The organism is Vibrio sp. 1978 (assembly GCF_033344345.1).
The window spans coordinates 21,586-38,042 of the sequence record NZ_JAWPOP010000033.1 but is presented as its reverse complement, the minus strand read 5'-3'; the positions used below and the strand labels follow the sequence as shown (position 1 = coordinate 38,042).

Here is a 16,457-nt window from a genome sequence, read left to right as displayed (position 1 = left end):
TATCCTTATTGACCCATCTGCAGCGTACGCAGCAGCATTTGTTTACTAGAATCAGCGACCTGTACATTAGTTTGGTATGCACGAGAAGCTGAAATCATGTTTGCCATTTCTTCCATTACATTGACGTTAGGCTTGTAAATGTAGCCTTCTTCGTTTGCAAGGGGATGGTCTGGGTTGTACTCCGCACTCAGCGGTTTATCACTTTCTACAATACCCATCACTTTCACTGGCACTGTATCACCGCCACGCATGGCGTTACTTAACTCTGCACCAAACACGGCATGACGCGCTTTGTAAGTGTCTTTCGCAGAGCTGCTGACACTGTCGGCATTCGCCAAGTTGCTTGAGGTAGTATTCAGACGAACGGATTCAGCGCTCATTGCGGAACCTGTCACATTGAAAACGTTAAATAAGCTCATCTAAATTATTCCCCTTTGATTGCTTTGGTTAAGTTCTTGAATTTGCTGCCTAGAAAGTCGAGTGATGCTTGGTGTCTGATTTGGTTTTGCATAAACAAGTTACGCTCTAAATCCAAGTCTACCGTGTTGCCATCTCCCGTATCTGGTTGCGTAGGAAGACGATATAACTTGTCCCCAACCAACGTCGTAGTGGCAGGAATATGCCGACCATCTGTGCGACTAAGACCAATGCTTGCCCCAGATGTTGCCGCTTGCAATTCCTTCGCAAAGTCTAAACCTCTTGCTTTGTAACCAGGCGTGTTTGCTTGTGCGATATTGGTGGAAATCACCTCTGCATTGCGCTCACGTACGCCCACCGTGTGCTGGTGGATGCCTAGTGCATTGTCAAAAGATATAGCCATGTTTGCCTCTACAATTAAGAACTGACCGTGATTGATAACCAAAAAGCAATTAGCATGCCAAGACCTAAAGCATTACACCAACCTAGTGGTTACCGTGAATTGAAATAGCAATAAGTGAGCCAAAGTAACTGGAATGTCATGTCGTATCACTTTGCTCACTTAATAAAGATACACCGTGTTGAGGGCACAAGGCAAAAACGCGCTTCAACTAATTGAGTGATACATGAAGCGCTCGGCACAGTAACAAACAAAAAAGCCTGACACGAAGTCAGGCTTTTCTATCAATGAAGAGATACCGCTATTTAAGCTTGTAAATGATGCCCGGATTACAGCGCACCATTTCAAATTTATCAGTCAGACCAGTTAGCGACTCTGATGCCCCTAACAGCAAGTAACCACCAGGGTTTAAACTGCTCGCCATTTGGTTAAGCACTTTAGATTTCATTTCTGGAGAAAAGTAAATCAATACGTTACGACAGAAAATGATGTCGAACTTACCCATCAGTGCGTAACTGTCCATCAAGTTTTGTGGACGAAAGTTCACCAAACGCTTGACGTTATCTTTGACTTTCATGCGACCACCGTCCGCATTTTCAAAGAAGGTGCGACGACGTTCTGGTGAAAGCCCGCGACCCAAAGCCAAGTTGTCGTACACCCCTGCACGACACATCTCGAGCATACTTGCCGAAATGTCTGTGGCTGTAATGGACACGTTTGGTAACAAGCCCGGCTTGCGCTGTTGCGTTTCCAGGATCGTCATTGCAATAGAATACGGTTCTTGGCCCGATGAACTGGCAGCAGACCAGATCTTAATTGGGCGCTTGCTTGCCGCTACTTCTGGCAATAATTTGTCAGCTAAAACCGTGAACGGATAAGTATCTCGAAACCACAAAGTTTCGTTAGTCGTCATCGCATCCACAGCGGCGACTCGTAATTCTCGATTACGCCCTGTAACAACATCACGTAGCAAATCTGATAACGATGCGAGCTTAAACTTCGTCACTAAAGGACTCAGTCGGCTACGCACGAGGTATTGCTTGCTATCACCTAACACGATGCCACATTGCGATTCTAGAAAACGGCTAAAGTCACGATACTCTTGATCACTGATTGTAATAGCAGTCATTAATGTCTCTTTTATTGTGTTAATGCAGATTTAACCGCGTTACCCAACTCATCTGGGTTAAATTTCGCAATGAAGGTGTTGGCACCTACACGCTCAACCATAGCTTGGTTGAATACACCACTTAATGAAGAATGGAGGATAACATAAAGGTCTTTCAAATCGGCATGTCTGCGAATTTCAGCCGTTAAGGTATAGCCGTCCATTTCTGGCATTTCAATATCGGAAATAACCAACGAAATTTGATCGTAGATATTGCCTTCTTGAGCCATTTCAATCAACTTATTGTACGCTTCTTTGCCGTCTTTGACAGATACGACCTCAAAACCGATGGATGTAATCGCACGCTCTACCTGTTTACGCGCGACCGTCGAGTCATCAGCAATTAGTATGCGGCGTACAATAGGCTTTTCTTGTTCTGCTTGTGCGATTTCTTCGCCAATAGCGGAATCCATCGTTTCATCAACTGGCGCAATTTCTGCCAGGATTTTTTCAACGTCAAGGATTTCAACCAGCTCATTGTCAATGTTTGTCACGGCAGTCAAGCAGTGCGCTTTACCTGCGCCGTCTGGCGGTGGCAAAATCGCTTCCCAATGCATATTGATAATACGCTCAACCGATGATACCAAAAATGCTTGGATCGTACGGTTAAATTCTGCAATAACAACAAAACATTTATCTAAATCAGTGGTTGGGCGGCCACCAATTGCCAGGCTCAAATCAATAACGGACACGGTATGGCCGCGGATATGAGCGATACCTTTAACCAGAGGGTGTAGATTTGGCATTGAAGTCAGCTTAGGGCACTGTAGTACTTCTTTCACTTTGAATACGTTAATGCCGTAGCGCTGTCGGCCCATCAGTCGAAAGGTCAATAATTCCAATCGGTTCTGACCGACGAGTTGCGTACGCTGATTCACCGAGTCAAGAATCCCCGTCATATGCTCATCTCCATCTCAAACTTTTTGTTTTTAAATGATACTCTACCACTGGCAAGCACGATACCAGGGAGACAGTATGGCGTATTTCACTTTCACTTCGACACCATTGACTATGACAATATGTAGAGCGCTAATTACAAAGTACGCTAAGTCTATCGGCATTTTGCTCAGTATGTTTAGCTTTTTTGTTCATTCAGCTTTAGATAATCAGATCGAGCAAATAAAAACAGCAGCAGAACAACATATTCTTGCTACGGTTGATCAGCCTGATGGTGGCGAGCTATCTGTTAATGCGGCAGAGATCGACTCGAGAATAAAAGCAACGGATTGCCCTGTTCCGTTAGATACATCTGCCTCTTCCACCAGCAGCACGAGAAGTAACATCAATGTGTTAGTGGAATGCCAACCGGATGACTGGAAAGTCTATGTCCCTGTGAGGATCTCGGTATCAGTACCAATGATCGTCGCGACACGAACATTAGGGAGAGGAGAAATCGTCAGCGCATCGGATGTTACCACTTCCATGATCGAGCTACAGCGCTTTCGTAAAGATGGATTTTCTAGCTACGATCAAGTGGTTGGGGCAAAGCTAAAGCGTAATGTTCGTTTAGGCGATGTCGTAGAGAGAAATGATGTTTGTGTGGTATGCCGAAATGAAAAGGTCATTATCAAAGCGGTGAATTCTGGCATGACGATCACAACGCAAGGCACAGCATTGCAGGATGGTTCAGCTGGCGATCAAGTAAGAGTGAAAAATGATAAGTCACAACGTATAATAGAAGGCATAGTGACTGACATTGCGGAAATCACTGTTAATTTTTAATACCCACTGGTAGCGTGTTTAAACTGATCAATAAAAATGCAAAAAATGACTAAAGTTATTTTTGCGCTGGTCGATAGTCTGGATACCAGTATTACGATACAAGGCAAAGGTTAAACATGGCAGGTATAGATAATATACGTTCAGGGCAAATGATGACGACAACAAGTCGCGCACCTGCACGTAACGATTCCAATGCTACCAGCACGACAGAATCAAAAAAGGCGCCAGCGCAACAAGACGCAGTATCACTCAGCCAGCAAAGTAAAGCCGTCAGTAAACTCCAGAAGGATATGGCAGCTTCTCCGGCATATGACAGCGCCAAAGTTGCAGCAATCAAAGAAGCTATCACAAACGGTTCATACAAAGTCGATCCTGAAAAATTGGCTGACAACATGATTAAGTTTGAAAACGAATTGCAAGGCAAAAGCTAACTGACTTAGGCCGAAGGTAAGTATTTTATGGCAGCATTAGTCGATCTCGTTAATTTCCAGCTAGAAAATGCTAAGGCACTTTCCGCTGTTTTACGCCAAGAAACACAAGCAATAACGGCGCGTGTCTCTACCGAGATTGAGAACATTGCCAAACAGAAGATGACGCTCATTGATCAGCTCAGAACAACTGATCAGCGAATCGCCTCTCACCCGCACGTCAATCAACTTACTGAAGATGAGCACCTAAGTCAGGTTGCTGCTCAGATCCAATCGATCGTCCTCGACTGTCAACAAGTTAACCAAGTAAATGGCGAATCGCTTAGTCGCGCACAGCTGAGCTTCAATAAACTCAACAACATGCTTCAGCGAACTCATGGCAAAGTTGGCATGACCTACAATGCGGGCGGAAAAACCCACACCATCTCGACGCTTGGCACCAATATAAAAGCTTAAACGTCACTCTTACCCTCAATTCCCGCGCTCACGTAGATATAAAAAAGCGACTCATTGTTACCAATCAGCCGCTCAAAAAGATTATCTGTCTAGTGAAATGGTTTAAAACAAGGTTTGCTGACGCTTCTCAGGCACCTGCTGAACTTCTCCATAATCACGTAGCTTATCCATCTTACGGATATCCAGACGCAGCTCAGTCACATAACTGTCTTCAACAAGATAACTACGCACAACTTCTGCACCACGAATTACACCATCGACGGCACCAGTGGTGCTTTCAATACCCAAACGCTGGTCTTGCAGCTCTGCTCGTCCACTTACACGCATGCCATAAACTTGCTCTGCTAGCTCACGATAAGCATCAATTTTTGATGCGCGCATTGCTCGTACACGCTTTTCTTCTACTGTGCGGCCTGTCTGCTCACTGACGCTGGCGTAACCCACCGCCACTAAGATTTCATCTTGACGCATCTGTTGTAATGGCTGACACCCCACCAATATCAGTGTGGCAACAATAAATAATAACTTCTTCATGCTTCTATCCTATGGACGGAGAATCACAGTGTACGGCTGACGAATGGTAGGGTCAGAACGAATCAACACACCATCTTGTGTGCGGATGCTATTTAACGTATCTAAGTCACGCCCAATACGGTCAGCCGGAAGGAAACCTTGCGCTGTCGCTACAACTACACGGCTTTGCATGCCAACCACGCGTGCATTGACAAGCACTCCACCCTCTTGACGCAGCATTGTTCCGGTCAGTACATACTGAATTTGCTGCTCTTGAGCTAAATCTTGCCAATCACGACTTAAAGCAAAATCGCCCTGCTGCGTCACTTGAATAGAGCCCGTAGTTTTGAAATCAACCACTTTAAACCCTCGGCGCTGAAACTGATGGATAAAACCTTCAGAGACCGAGTTACCTAACCAGTTTGTTGCATCCATATTTTGTAGATCAACAAACGAGGTAATCGCAATCGGTGTCCGCGCTGATACTGCCACATTAGAAACCATCAGGTCTTCTGTCATGCTCTCAATGAAAAAGTCCATCGTATGACGCGGACTATCCATCAGCATGAACTGGCTTCCCGAGTACGGTTCTTTACCATTGTAAATCGGTGAGTACGCGCACGATGTCAGAAGCGTCATCATCGATGCGGCGACAAGCCACTTTTTCATGGTTTGATTCTCCAGATAATCTTAGGTGATACCGTTCTTTATTAATTCCTTTCCAAGAAAGTGAATATTGGAACAGTCTTTGCTTTTCTTTGTTTGCCTAACGAAGAAAAACCCACCAAACTTCACTGAATTTGTTAAAGCAATATTTATACCCGAACGGTTGTAACCAATGAAAAAAATATTAAACAGTCTGTTTTCAATCACTTTAGTGATGCTTGTGCCTTTTAAGGTCATGGCATCTTGGTATGAAGTCACAGGCGTTGCCACCATCGTTTCTTCAGAAGAGACGGCAAGGCTCCATGCGTTGGAAGACGCGCTGTTCAAAGCCGTCAATTTTTCGGGCGCAGATATTGGCAGTATTAGCAACTTGATGCCGCTATTAGAAGAAAGCCGCAACGAATACCAGTTTACCAATCATGAAGTCCGTTACATTTTGGTCGAGTCTGAACGCAAACGTCGCGGTAAAGTCGAGGTAAAAATCCGCGTTGATATTTATCCATCGGCAACGGGTTGCCACACCGATCAATACAAAAAGACAATGCTGGTCGGCAATATTGAGGTCGCATCACCACAACAAGCAGTGATGGGACAAATTTATCAAGTTGGTGACGATTTTAGCCACGTAGTGAACCGTCAACTTGATCAAACCTCACGCAGCTTTGTGTCTGTTGGTACAACGGACTACTCAATAAGCAGCAACTATCCTGCTCGCACTCAAATGATCGCGCAAGACAATGGCGCACAATACATCATTGGAGGGGTCATTACCGATCTCACTGCAACGGTCGAATCTCAACTATTGCAAGATGACATCATCAATCGTCAGTTTGCGTTAGAAATGAAAGTATTTGATGGTAAAACTGGCCATGAAATCTTCAACAAAGCCTACCGTGAGGTCGCGCGTTGGCCATTTGCTAAGACGAGTCAAGTGGACACTCGTAGTGCACGTTTTTGGGCATCGACCTATGGCGAGATGATGCTTCGCGTTAGTCGCAATATTATGTTGGATCTGGAGTCGGAGCTATCTTGCAAAATTACACTGCCAGAGGTTGTGGCAGTCTTCGGTAATACCGTAACGATGGATCTCGGCCGTATGCACGGCGTAAAAGAGGGAGACAAATTACAGCTTTGGCACACCGCGTCGTTTATCGACCAAAATGGATTGCCAAGAAACAAAGTCTCGCAAAGCGAAATTACATTAACGGTATCACGCATATACGAACACGAAGCGGAACTGACGATTGATCAGCCAAATTTAGCGTCTAGCGTTCAAATTGGCGACGTAATGAACAAGATCCTATAAAAGCAAACATTAAGTCTTGAGATATGCTCACTTTTGAATATCATAGGCAGCGCATCTTATTTGATTATACCAATGACCGTAGCGAATCGTTCAACGTGATGCTGATACAGATCTGGTAGATTGCTAGATTTGAACTCAGTAAAACAGTGCAATGAACTGCAACTATTGGTATTACGCCCCCATGGCACAGCTGGATAGCGCAGTCCCCTCCTAAGGGACAGGTCGTAGGTTCGAATCCTACTGGGGGCGCCATATCATAGCCTTAGCTCCCACTTGAGCTAAGGCTTTTTTGTATCTTCAATTTCAAGCCTCGCACTGCTCCCCCTAGTACACCGTGTTAGATAATCTTCCCAGTAATCAATATGATCGGATCGGGTGTTTCGGTTACGGGATAAACCCTTCTACTGATCTGACTTCTTCCCCTTGAAATCATTTCAACAAGCCCTATTTACAGTTTTGTATTTTATTACTTTAATTATCTATGAGTTTTGCTTACCCTTTTAGCTATTAATAAAATTATTAGTTAGCACTATGTCTAAGAGCAATTTAATAACTAACACTGGACACCGCTTTATTTCTAAAGGCAAGACAGCCTTTAAGATACATATCCATACCCCCGAGGATACGGTACTACACCGCTCGGTAGGATTTGTTCGTATTGGAGAAAAGAAAGGCTTACAAAAAGCCATTAAGCTGAGAAACGAGTTAGGCCGGCAAATGTGGGGCAAATTCTGGCGACGTCTTTTGAAAGACCCTTACTTAATGACCAGGCTTCCACATAGCGTTGAGCCTAAAATCGTTCACAAGCCTAACCCTACTCTTGAAAACCCTGACAACCGAGATACGTGTTACATCGCCAAGTGGCGAGAGTTCAATGATGACGGTGAGTATAAATATAAAACGGTGGTTCGCTCTATTAGTAAGTACGGCAAACTTGCCGCCTACATGCAAACCAAAAAAGCGTTGTTAGAAGCACATAAAGATAACTTGGAGATCCTGACATTTATGGGGCGTTTAAACAGCATTGATCTTAAGTAATACCTAGCCACTTTGAACATTTCAGTCAGTTTTTAAAGAGAAATAAAAAGCCCCAAAGAGCGAACTCTTTGGGGCTTTCAGCTTCAGTCTTCTATACTACGGTCGAATAGGAGCTTATTGCTGAACTTGGTATTCAAATTCTGGAACAACGATTTCTACGCGACGGTTTTGTTGACGACCTTCACGAGTGTCGTTTGAAGCGATTGGGTTGTTTTCACCTTCGCCACGAGCTTGGATACGTGATGAATCAATACCTTTTTCAACGAGCGCGTTAGCAACAGACTCAGCACGTTTTTCAGAAACCTTTAGGTTGTAAGCTGCTGGACCAGACGTATCTGTGTAACCTACAACTTCAACGTTCGCTTGTGGGTGCTCGTTTAGGAAAGCAACTAGGTTATCAAGTTTTGCAGCGCTCTCTGGTTTTAGAGTTGTGCTGTTTAGATCGAAGCTACCTGTGCCAATTGTTTGAGTTTCGAATGTTTTCGTAACTACAACTGGCTCTTCTACCACTTCTTCTACAACCACTTCTTCAACAACAACTGGCTCTTCTACGATTACTGGCTCATCGTTGCCGCCGAATTTGAAAGAAACACCTAGTGTTGCAGTGTTACCTGTCGCACGAGTTACATCGTTGCTGATGTCAGTCAGTGTTTGGTATTCCGCACGAGCTGTTACGTTTTGGCTTAGGTTGAATTCAAGACCAGCCGCGCCTAGGTAAGAGTAATCATCTTTGCCATCAAACATTACGTAAGCGCCACCCACTTTACCGTAAAGTGCGATGTCTTCAGTGATTGGTAGGCTAAATTTAGGAGCAAGAGTGATTGCTTCTACGTGGCCACCGAAAGAAGTTTGGTTAAAATCACCGATGTTGTCGAAACCCGCTTCTACTGCGAAGTATTTATTCATTTCGTAACCAACAAAAGCGCCAAGAGTAGAATCGTCTTTGTCACAAGCCTGGCCCGCTACACACGCGTCTTCCATCCATGACTTACCCATCTTACCACCAACGTATACTTCTGCTTGTGCTGCTGAAGCCATAAGTAGAGACGCTGAAATTACCGCTGCTAATTTTTTCATTATTGATTCCTCTAAAGAAGTTCTTTTGTTAGATGCCGAAATGCGCCGTCTGACTGACATTGTATTTCAATTCTTTTTATTCATTCCTTGAGTGAGATACTTAGTCAGCTTCTTTTTATGCACATGCATTTTTTTTATGGAAGCAACTTACGTACATTTCCTGCTCAGTGATACATATCGCCATCTCGGTATCGCTGACGGGATGAACTATAACGCTAAGAAATCGCGAGAAAAATCCCAATTCTGTCAATTTATTGTCATCAAAAATCTCGACAACATGTGATCTTAAGCAAAAAAATCCCCACGCAATCACTACGCAAACGTTTGCTTTATTTTTTGGAACAACATAGCTAAAGCAAAGATTTTTCTTAAAAATGAGACAAACAAAATGGAACTTTAAAGAACATGGATAAAAATCAATCAGATATTTGATATATAATCGCTCGTTTTTTATTCATGCCAACGATATTTGGATTAAAAAATCTTATCCATATTGAGGTAAATTACAGGTGAAACCATCTCTTCATTCACCAATATGAGAGAAAGTTTCTCGTTATCTAAATTGAAGATACAAAAAAGCCGCGGTTGCTCACCGCGGCTTTGTGACTATTTATTCAAAAGAACGTTCAGTTCAAAGCAATTATGCGTTTGCTTCACGCTCAGCAATGAACTCAAGCGCCATCTTAATGCGAGCATTACAACGCTCTTTTCCAACCAGCTCCATTACTGCATCGACAGAAGGAGACTGACCGCCGCCTGTTACAGCAACACGTAATGGCATACCGATTTTGCCCATGCCGATTTCCAACTCTTCACATACTGCTGCGATAACGCCATCTTTGATGTTCGCTGTCGTCCACTCAGTTAGTGCTTCCACTTTCGCTAATGCAAGTTCTAGAGGCTCTTTAGCCACTCCACGTAGATGTTTCTTCGCTGCGCCCGCTTCAAACTCAGAGAAATCTTCATAGAAGTAACGGATTTGCTCAGCTAGCTCAACTAGCGTGTTGCAACGCTCACCCACTAGCTTGATCACGTCAGTGATAGCAGGACCATTCGTTACGTCTAGTTTTTGTTGATCTAGATGCCATTGCAGATGCTCAGCAACGTACGCAGGATCTGAGTTCTTGATGTAGTGGTTGTTCAACCATTGCAGTTTGTCAGTGTTAAAAGCAGACGCTGACTTAGATACTGCGTTTAGGCTAAATAGATTGATCATCTCTTCTTGAGAGAAGATTTCTTGGTCACCATGAGACCAACCAAGGCGCACTAGGTAGTTGTTTAGTGCCGCAGGCAGGTAGCCCATATCGCGGTATTGCATGACTGATACAGCACCGTGACGTTTAGACAGTTTCGCGCCGTCATCACCCAGGATCATTGCACAGTGTGCAAATGTTGGTACTGGCGCACCTAGTGCTTCGTAGATGTTGATTTGACGAGGCGTGTTGTTGATGTGGTCTTCGCCACGAACAACGTGAGTGATACCCATGTCCCAGTCATCCACTACTACACAGAAGTTGTAAGTAGGTGAACCGTCTGTACGACGAATGATTAGGTCATCCATTTGATCGTTGCGGATTTCAATGCGACCACGGATTTGATCATCAAATACTACGCTGCCTTCTTTCGGGTTACGGAAACGGATAACACATGGATCGCCATCTTTTGCCGCTTCGTTTGCTGCTTTGATTTTTGGATGGTTAGCATCGTAGCGAGGCATTTCTTTATTTGCTTCTTGCTCTGCACGGATTTCATCTAGCAGCTCTTTAGACGCGTAACATTTGTAAGCTTTGTCTTCAGCAAGAAGCTTATCAACCATTTCGTTGTAACGGTCAAAACGTTGAGTTTGGTAGTAAGGACCTTCATCCCACTCCAAGCCTAGCCATTCCATGCCTTCAAGAATTGCATCAACCGCTTCCTGAGAGTTACGCTCAAGGTCTGTATCTTCGATACGTAGAACGAATTCACCACCTTGGTTTTTAGCGTATAGCCAAGAGTAAAGTGCAGTACGCGCACCACCAACGTGTAGATAGCCAGTTGGGCTAGGAGCAAAACGAGTTTTAACCGTCATTTGAGTTCCTTAGGGGTAATGAGCAACGAGAGATCTCTCGTTGTAATGTCAAGGATAAAAGTGGCGACATTTTACCACCGTAAGTCAATTCTACAATCGGTTTGACAACAGAAATAAAAACAGGGCAGAACCAAAAAGGCACAGCCCTGCTATTTACTGTTAAAGCACGAGACGAAATTACTTCAGGTTACGCATTGCCCATTGCATAAATTCTTGCTGCTCTTCACGGCTCAATTCATTAAACGATGCTTTGATTGTTTTGGTTTCCGCTGGAGAAGACGCAATGCTTGCCTTAGTCGATTCTTTATTCATTGCGTTATTATAGTCGGCAACTTCTCGTTCGTAATCACGAAAACCTTGCAAACCACCTTTACGAAGTTGAACCATAGAGAATGCCACTTCTTTTCCGTTTTTGTCTTTCAATACCACTTTAGGATCGAGTTCGAAGGCTCTCGCCTCTTCAATAGTACGGAATGTTTGATAAGTCAGAGAAAGCTCGGTGTCTTTTTCTGCATCAAACTCTAATACCAGCGGCTGCGAATCGAATTTACGGCGCTTTCCATCTTCAAATACGATTTGTCCAACCGTTACCGCCAATTGGTTTTCCCCATCCTTTAACTCGATGCTGTTGTTCTTGGATATCCACTCAGGGTAGACGAACTCGCCGTTGAGAACGCGAGGAACTAATTCAGATTGCAGAGTGAGTTGAGCAGCAAAAGCTGGCGCTGAAAGCATTGCGCAAAGTCCGAGAAGTGTCGTTGTTTTTTTCATCATGGTTTCTCACTTTATACCAATTTAGATAAGCCTCTAAAATTTACAGGCCAGTCATTTCAAAGGCTTATTTGAATAAGTATCAAGATAAAAAGGGCGTTTCCGCCCTTTTAGCTGCTTCTTTAATTAGAAGTAGTATTCAACACCTACAGAGAACTCGTCGTAGTCAGCAGACTTCCAACGTGCTTCTGTTGGTTTATCTAATTGAGACGCACCGTCTCCAAAATCTAGAGTACGAGCACGCACGTACAGCACTGCCGATGGGTCTACGAAATACATAACTTGTGCTGATAACACATCATCCGCTGTATCGTTAATTTTCTTACCATCACGCTCTAGATCAAAGTTAGCGGCGTAAGCCAGTTTGTATTGCCAATCACCCGTGGTGTACATGATAGCGGCAGACATTGCATCTTGCTTTTCACTCACACCATTGCTTGCGTCCGCCTCCATGTATTTGTATTGCGCGAAGAAAGAGATTCCGTTATCAAACCAGCCTTGTGCCCCTACCAAGTACGTGTTGTTTTCCCACGTTTGGCTTTCCATCTTGATATTACGGTTACCTTCATATGCCGCATCTAACTGGATAGGACCAATTTTGTAGTGTGCAGCGATACCACCCCAGTAGTCATCCCCTTCACCTAGACCTGCTTTATCACCTGCACCAGCTGCGATATCTAGGGAGAATTTGTCAGCAAACATTGGAGAGTCCCAGCGGATAGTGTTTGATTGACGGTCTTGGTACTTGGCGCCACCAATAGCACCACCCCAGTCGTATACATCGCCCAGGCCAGGGTTAGATGCTGGCCAGTCAACCAATTCGTACATAGGTGTCAAAACGCGACCCAGGCGAATTTGCCCCCAAGATGCACTTTCAAAACCGACGAATGTGTCACGTTCACCAAGACCTGCGCCCTCGCCACCAAAGCTAGGGTCTACATAACCGCCTTCGATTTGCCAAATAAAAGTAGGGTCGAAGTTAGCAAATTGTTTCTTACCACGGAAACCGATACGAGATTCGTTGTTTAGCTGCATGCCACCCAAGTCATCGTCCGTTGCTTTGCTGCCAGAATCGTAATCGCGGTACGCGGCCTGCATCGCGATGATCCCGTAAACTTCATAAGAAAATGAATCTTTGGTTAGAAACTCTTTTGCTGCGTCACTGTTTGCACCATCAGCAAATGCAACACCACTGAACATCATGCCGGTAATTGCCGTGGCAAGTAGGCTTTTCTTTAGGTAAGACATTATAAACCCCTATATTTTTAGTTTTTTCCATTTTCAAATTCACTAACTAGGACATGGCAGGAACTTGAAACAGTGTTTGGACGGGGCAAATATGACAAACTTTTTTCGCACTAAAAAACTTTCCCTACAGCAATCTGAGCGGCTTCAAAATGAGAAGATCAAAAATAAAATAAATCAATAAAAAACAATTAGTTAAAATCAAATATAAAAAATAAAAAACGTTAAAAGTACGTTTTGACACTGAACTGACATTGAGAGCATCTAAAAAACGTGAGCGACTTCATTCATCTTTTAGGTGTTTTAACGGAACTTTATATTCAAAGAGAAAAAACCTTGAGATCACTCGCAAGTAAAATGACCGTGCACTTGTGGGATTCGAGAGATTTTGACGAAATTGTTGTGAGTAGCAAATGGGTATTGACCTTACCCTTGCAGGAAGGTTTAAGCTCATAGCATCACTACTATTGAGGTGCAGATTATGTATCAGTTAGTTATACCTTTATCAGGGCTCAACTGCATGGGCTGTGCGAGAAAAGTTGAGAATGCTTTACATGCGAATCACGATGTGGAGATCCTCAATTTGTCCCCGACGCAAGTAGAGGTCAAAACCGAGTCTTCTCTTAAAGAGCTCGTCTCGTCGATTGAATCTCTTGGTTACCAAGCAGGAAATCACTACGAACTAAACCTTTCAGGCTTAAGCTGTGGCGGTTGCGTCAAAAAACTTTCATCTTTATTAGAATCTAATCAAGACGTTATTTCTTTTGAGGCTTCAACAACGCACTTAGAGATTCGTACCCTCCTCTCCGAGCAACAAGTGATCGACTTAATAGCAACACTCGGCTATACCGCCAACCTTGATTCTGTTGAAGTAGAGAACGAAAGCTCACCAGAGACCGAACAGGTAGAAAAGCAAAGCAATATTAAAGATACGCAGGTGCCACCAGCGAGTATTCAATTGCAAATGCTGATTCAAGGCATGACGTGTGCGAGTTGCGTATCTTCAGTAGAGAAAGCACTTACTAACGTAGAAGGCGTTGAGAAAGCACAGGTCAACCTTGCAGAACAAAGCGCACTAATATTCGCAAGCCAAGACTCTGATGACCTCCTTAACGCAATTGTTGAATCGGTAAAACAAGCCGGTTACCAAGCAGAGATCCTACAAGGCGCCGCAACCCAGCAAGAAAAGCAAGCTCAGCAACAACGTCAGCAGCAAAAACGCTTCAAACTGGATGCTATTGCTGGCCTTGTCGTCGGTGCCCCTTTAATGATTTGGGGCGTTGCTGGCGGCAATATGATGATTCGCAACACCAACGACCAATTAGCTTGGGGCGCGATCGGTATCGTATGTTTACTCCTTCTTGCCACAGCGGGGAAACACTTCTTCAGTAACGCTTGGTTAGCAGCTACTCACAAGCGCGCCACCATGGACACGTTAGTCGCGCTCGGTACTGGCGCAGCGTGGTTCTATTCGATGCTTGTGGTGATTTTCCCAGACTGGTTCCCTCTTGCTTCACGCCACGTGTACTTTGAAGCGAGTGCAATGATCATCGGCTTAATTTCTCTTGGTCACTATATAGAAGCAAAAGCCAAAGCAAACACAACACGCTCATTGCAAGCTCTGATTAACCTGCAACCTCAGCAAGCTACGGTAATCACGGAACAAGGCGATCAACAAATCGCGGTTGAGCAAATCACGCTAGGCATGAAACTGCGTATCAAACCAGGCGAGAAAGTGCCTGTTGATGGTGTTGTGATTCAAGGTGAATCATACATTGATGAGTCGATGCTCACTGGTGAACCAGTACCAGTGTTAAAAGCGCAAGAGGCTCAAGTGTCTGCTGGGACATTAAATACCGATGGTGGATTAGTCATTGAGGCAACGGGCATTGGCGCAAATACCATGCTGGCTCGTATCATCCGCATGGTGCGCACAGCGCAAAGCAGTAAGCCAGCCATCGCGAAACTGGCAGACCAGATTTCATCGGTGTTTGTCCCTGTCGTTGTTGGCATAGCAATACTGGCCGCACTCGTTTGGTTTGCCGTTGGCCCAGAGCCAAAAGCGAGTTATATGCTGGTGGTCACCACAACCGTCCTGATCATCGCCTGCCCTTGCGCTCTAGGCTTAGCAACCCCACTTTCTGTCACGGTGGGAGTGGGTAAAGCCGCAGAGCTCGGCATTCTGATCAAAGACGCCGACGCCCTTCAATTGGCAAGCAAAGTCGACACGATTGTATTCGACAAAACTGGCACGCTTACCCAAGGTAAACCTAGCGTTCAGCAAGTGTTTACTCACGCCACCAGCCAAGAAGATCTATTGGCTTTAGCGTATGCAGCAGAGCGTCAGTCTGAGCACCCACTGGCAAAAGCGGTATGTGATTACGCCAAACGACACGACGCAAAGGATGTCTCATTAGACAAGTTTGAGAACGTTCGCGGGCGCGGCATTTTGGCGACGTATCAAGATAAACCGCTGCTCATTGGTTCGCTTCAATTTATGCAAGCAGAGAACGTCGAGACTAGCGCACTAAAATCTGCCATCGATGAATGCGCAAAAAATGCGTGGACTCCGGTAGCTGTGGCATTGAACGGCGAACTGATCGGTCTGATCGCCATTGCCGACCCGATCAAATCAGATGCGAAACAAGCGCTCTCTGCATTAAAATCGCAAGGCATCAAAACGGTAATGCTGACGGGCGATAACCAACACGTTGCCAATGCTATCGGCCAAGAACTTGGTATTGATGAAGTGATTGCCCAAGTAATGCCAGATGAGAAAGCTCAGCACATTGAGCAACTTCAATCTCAAGGACATGTCGTGGCAATGGTGGGGGATGGCATTAACGACGCCCCTGCTCTCGCGTTATCCAACCTCGGTATTGCTATGGGTAGCGGCAGTGATGTCGCCATTGAAAGTTCGCAAATGACCATCCTGAACACGTCACCAATGGCGGTAGTACATGCGATTGAACTCTCTCGCGCTACACTTAAGAACATGAAGCAAAACCTATTTGGAGCCTTTGTTTACAACTCGTTGGGTATTCCAGTTGCCGCTGGTGTGCTTTATCCAGCGTTTGGATTTTTGCTCAGTCCTGTTGTCGCAGGAGCGGCAATGGCACTGTCTTCAATTACTGTCGTTAGTAATGCAAATCGACTACGACTGTTTTCAGTAAAATAACCAC

The 16,457-nt window shown here is 44.6% G+C and carries 16 protein-coding genes and 1 tRNA gene; 7 read left to right on the top strand and 10 right to left on the bottom strand.

Annotated features, from left to right (window positions below; translation table 11 throughout):
- Window positions 1–5: 5 nt before the first annotated feature.
- The 4 genes from flgC to R8N49_RS22040 all read right to left on the bottom strand — a co-directional run bounded on the left by flgC (window position 6) and on the right by R8N49_RS22040 (window position 2,884).
- Window positions 6–419, bottom strand: coding sequence for a flagellar basal body rod protein FlgC (gene flgC / locus R8N49_RS22055; RefSeq protein ID WP_005393132.1), 414 nt, complete (start codon window positions 417–419; stop codon window positions 6–8).
- Between the two features lie 5 nt (window positions 420–424).
- Window positions 425–820: a flagellar basal body rod protein FlgB gene (gene flgB, locus R8N49_RS22050; protein WP_005382026.1), complete on the bottom strand. Its 396-nt coding sequence runs from the start codon at window positions 818–820 to the stop codon at window positions 425–427.
- Between the two features lie 298 nt (window positions 821–1,118).
- Window positions 1,119–1,946, bottom strand: coding sequence for a CheR family methyltransferase (locus R8N49_RS22045; RefSeq protein WP_005382024.1), 828 nt, complete (start codon window positions 1,944–1,946; stop codon window positions 1,119–1,121).
- A gap of 11 nt (window positions 1,947–1,957) precedes the next feature.
- Window positions 1,958–2,884 carry a chemotaxis protein CheV gene (locus R8N49_RS22040; RefSeq protein ID WP_318190093.1) on the bottom strand — a complete coding sequence of 309 codons (927 nt, stop codon included), beginning with the start codon at window positions 2,882–2,884 and terminating at the stop codon, window positions 1,958–1,960.
- A gap of 76 nt (window positions 2,885–2,960) precedes the next feature.
- Here R8N49_RS22040 and flgA point away from each other — a divergent pair, with 76 nt between their 5' ends.
- From flgA to R8N49_RS22025, 3 genes are all read left to right on the top strand, one after another.
- On the top strand, window positions 2,961–3,707 hold the full coding sequence (flgA, locus tag R8N49_RS22035) for a flagellar basal body P-ring formation chaperone FlgA (RefSeq protein WP_258489530.1): 747 nt from the start codon (window positions 2,961–2,963) through the stop codon (window positions 3,705–3,707).
- 116 nt (window positions 3,708–3,823) lie between these two features.
- Window positions 3,824–4,138 (top strand): flagellar biosynthesis anti-sigma factor FlgM, encoded by a 315-nt coding sequence (gene flgM, locus R8N49_RS22030; protein WP_005382018.1) that lies wholly within the window; start codon window positions 3,824–3,826, stop codon window positions 4,136–4,138.
- Between the two features lie 27 nt (window positions 4,139–4,165).
- Window positions 4,166–4,591 carry a flagella synthesis protein FlgN gene (locus R8N49_RS22025; protein ID WP_318190092.1) on the top strand — a complete coding sequence of 142 codons (426 nt, stop codon included), beginning with the start codon at window positions 4,166–4,168 and terminating at the stop codon, window positions 4,589–4,591.
- Window positions 4,592–4,693: 102 nt separating this feature from the next.
- Here R8N49_RS22025 and flgP read toward each other — a convergent pair whose 3' ends face one another.
- Both flgP and R8N49_RS22015 read right to left on the bottom strand, forming a co-directional pair.
- Window positions 4,694–5,125, bottom strand: a complete 432-nt coding sequence (gene flgP, locus R8N49_RS22020) for a flagellar assembly lipoprotein FlgP (RefSeq protein ID WP_005382014.1) — start codon at window positions 5,123–5,125, stop codon at window positions 4,694–4,696.
- A gap of 9 nt (window positions 5,126–5,134) precedes the next feature.
- Window positions 5,135–5,773 (bottom strand): FlgO family outer membrane protein, encoded by a 639-nt coding sequence (locus R8N49_RS22015; RefSeq protein ID WP_005382013.1) that lies wholly within the window; start codon window positions 5,771–5,773, stop codon window positions 5,135–5,137.
- A gap of 169 nt (window positions 5,774–5,942) precedes the next feature.
- On the opposite strand from R8N49_RS22015, the gene R8N49_RS22010 reads away from it, so the two are divergent.
- The 3 genes from R8N49_RS22010 to R8N49_RS22000 all read left to right on the top strand — a co-directional run bounded on the left by R8N49_RS22010 (window position 5,943) and on the right by R8N49_RS22000 (window position 8,114).
- Window positions 5,943–7,076, top strand: coding sequence for a flagellar assembly protein FlgT (locus R8N49_RS22010; RefSeq protein ID WP_005382012.1), 1,134 nt, complete (start codon window positions 5,943–5,945; stop codon window positions 7,074–7,076).
- A 175-nt stretch (window positions 7,077–7,251) separates the two neighbouring features.
- Window positions 7,252–7,328: transfer RNA gene (locus R8N49_RS22005), tRNA-Arg, on the top strand.
- A 279-nt stretch (window positions 7,329–7,607) separates the two neighbouring features.
- Window positions 7,608–8,114, top strand: a complete 507-nt coding sequence (locus R8N49_RS22000) for a hypothetical protein (protein ID WP_005382011.1) — start codon at window positions 7,608–7,610, stop codon at window positions 8,112–8,114.
- A 114-nt stretch (window positions 8,115–8,228) separates the two neighbouring features.
- Here the strand turns inward: R8N49_RS22000 and R8N49_RS21995 are convergent, their stop codons facing one another.
- The 4 genes from R8N49_RS21995 to chiP form a co-directional block, all read right to left on the bottom strand.
- Window positions 8,229–9,191, bottom strand: a complete 963-nt coding sequence (locus R8N49_RS21995; protein ID WP_006743033.1) for an OmpA family protein — start codon at window positions 9,189–9,191, stop codon at window positions 8,229–8,231.
- A 640-nt stretch (window positions 9,192–9,831) separates the two neighbouring features.
- Window positions 9,832–11,259 (bottom strand): glutamate--tRNA ligase, encoded by a 1,428-nt coding sequence (gltX, locus tag R8N49_RS21990; RefSeq protein WP_186584434.1) that lies wholly within the window; start codon window positions 11,257–11,259, stop codon window positions 9,832–9,834.
- A gap of 177 nt (window positions 11,260–11,436) precedes the next feature.
- The gene (locus tag R8N49_RS21985; protein ID WP_005382008.1) at window positions 11,437–12,033 is read right to left on the bottom strand and encodes a DUF2057 domain-containing protein; all 597 of its coding nucleotides are present in this window, start codon (window positions 12,031–12,033) and stop codon (window positions 11,437–11,439) included.
- A gap of 123 nt (window positions 12,034–12,156) precedes the next feature.
- Entirely contained in the window at window positions 12,157–13,278 is a 1,122-nt protein-coding gene (chiP, locus tag R8N49_RS21980; RefSeq protein WP_017819978.1) for a chitoporin, read from the bottom strand.
- Window positions 13,279–13,756: 478 nt separating this feature from the next.
- On the opposite strand from chiP, the gene R8N49_RS21975 reads away from it, so the two are divergent.
- A complete protein-coding gene (locus R8N49_RS21975; protein ID WP_186584435.1) occupies window positions 13,757–16,453 on the top strand; it encodes a heavy metal translocating P-type ATPase in 2,697 nt (898 codons plus the stop codon).
- Window positions 16,454–16,457 lie beyond the last annotated feature (4 nt).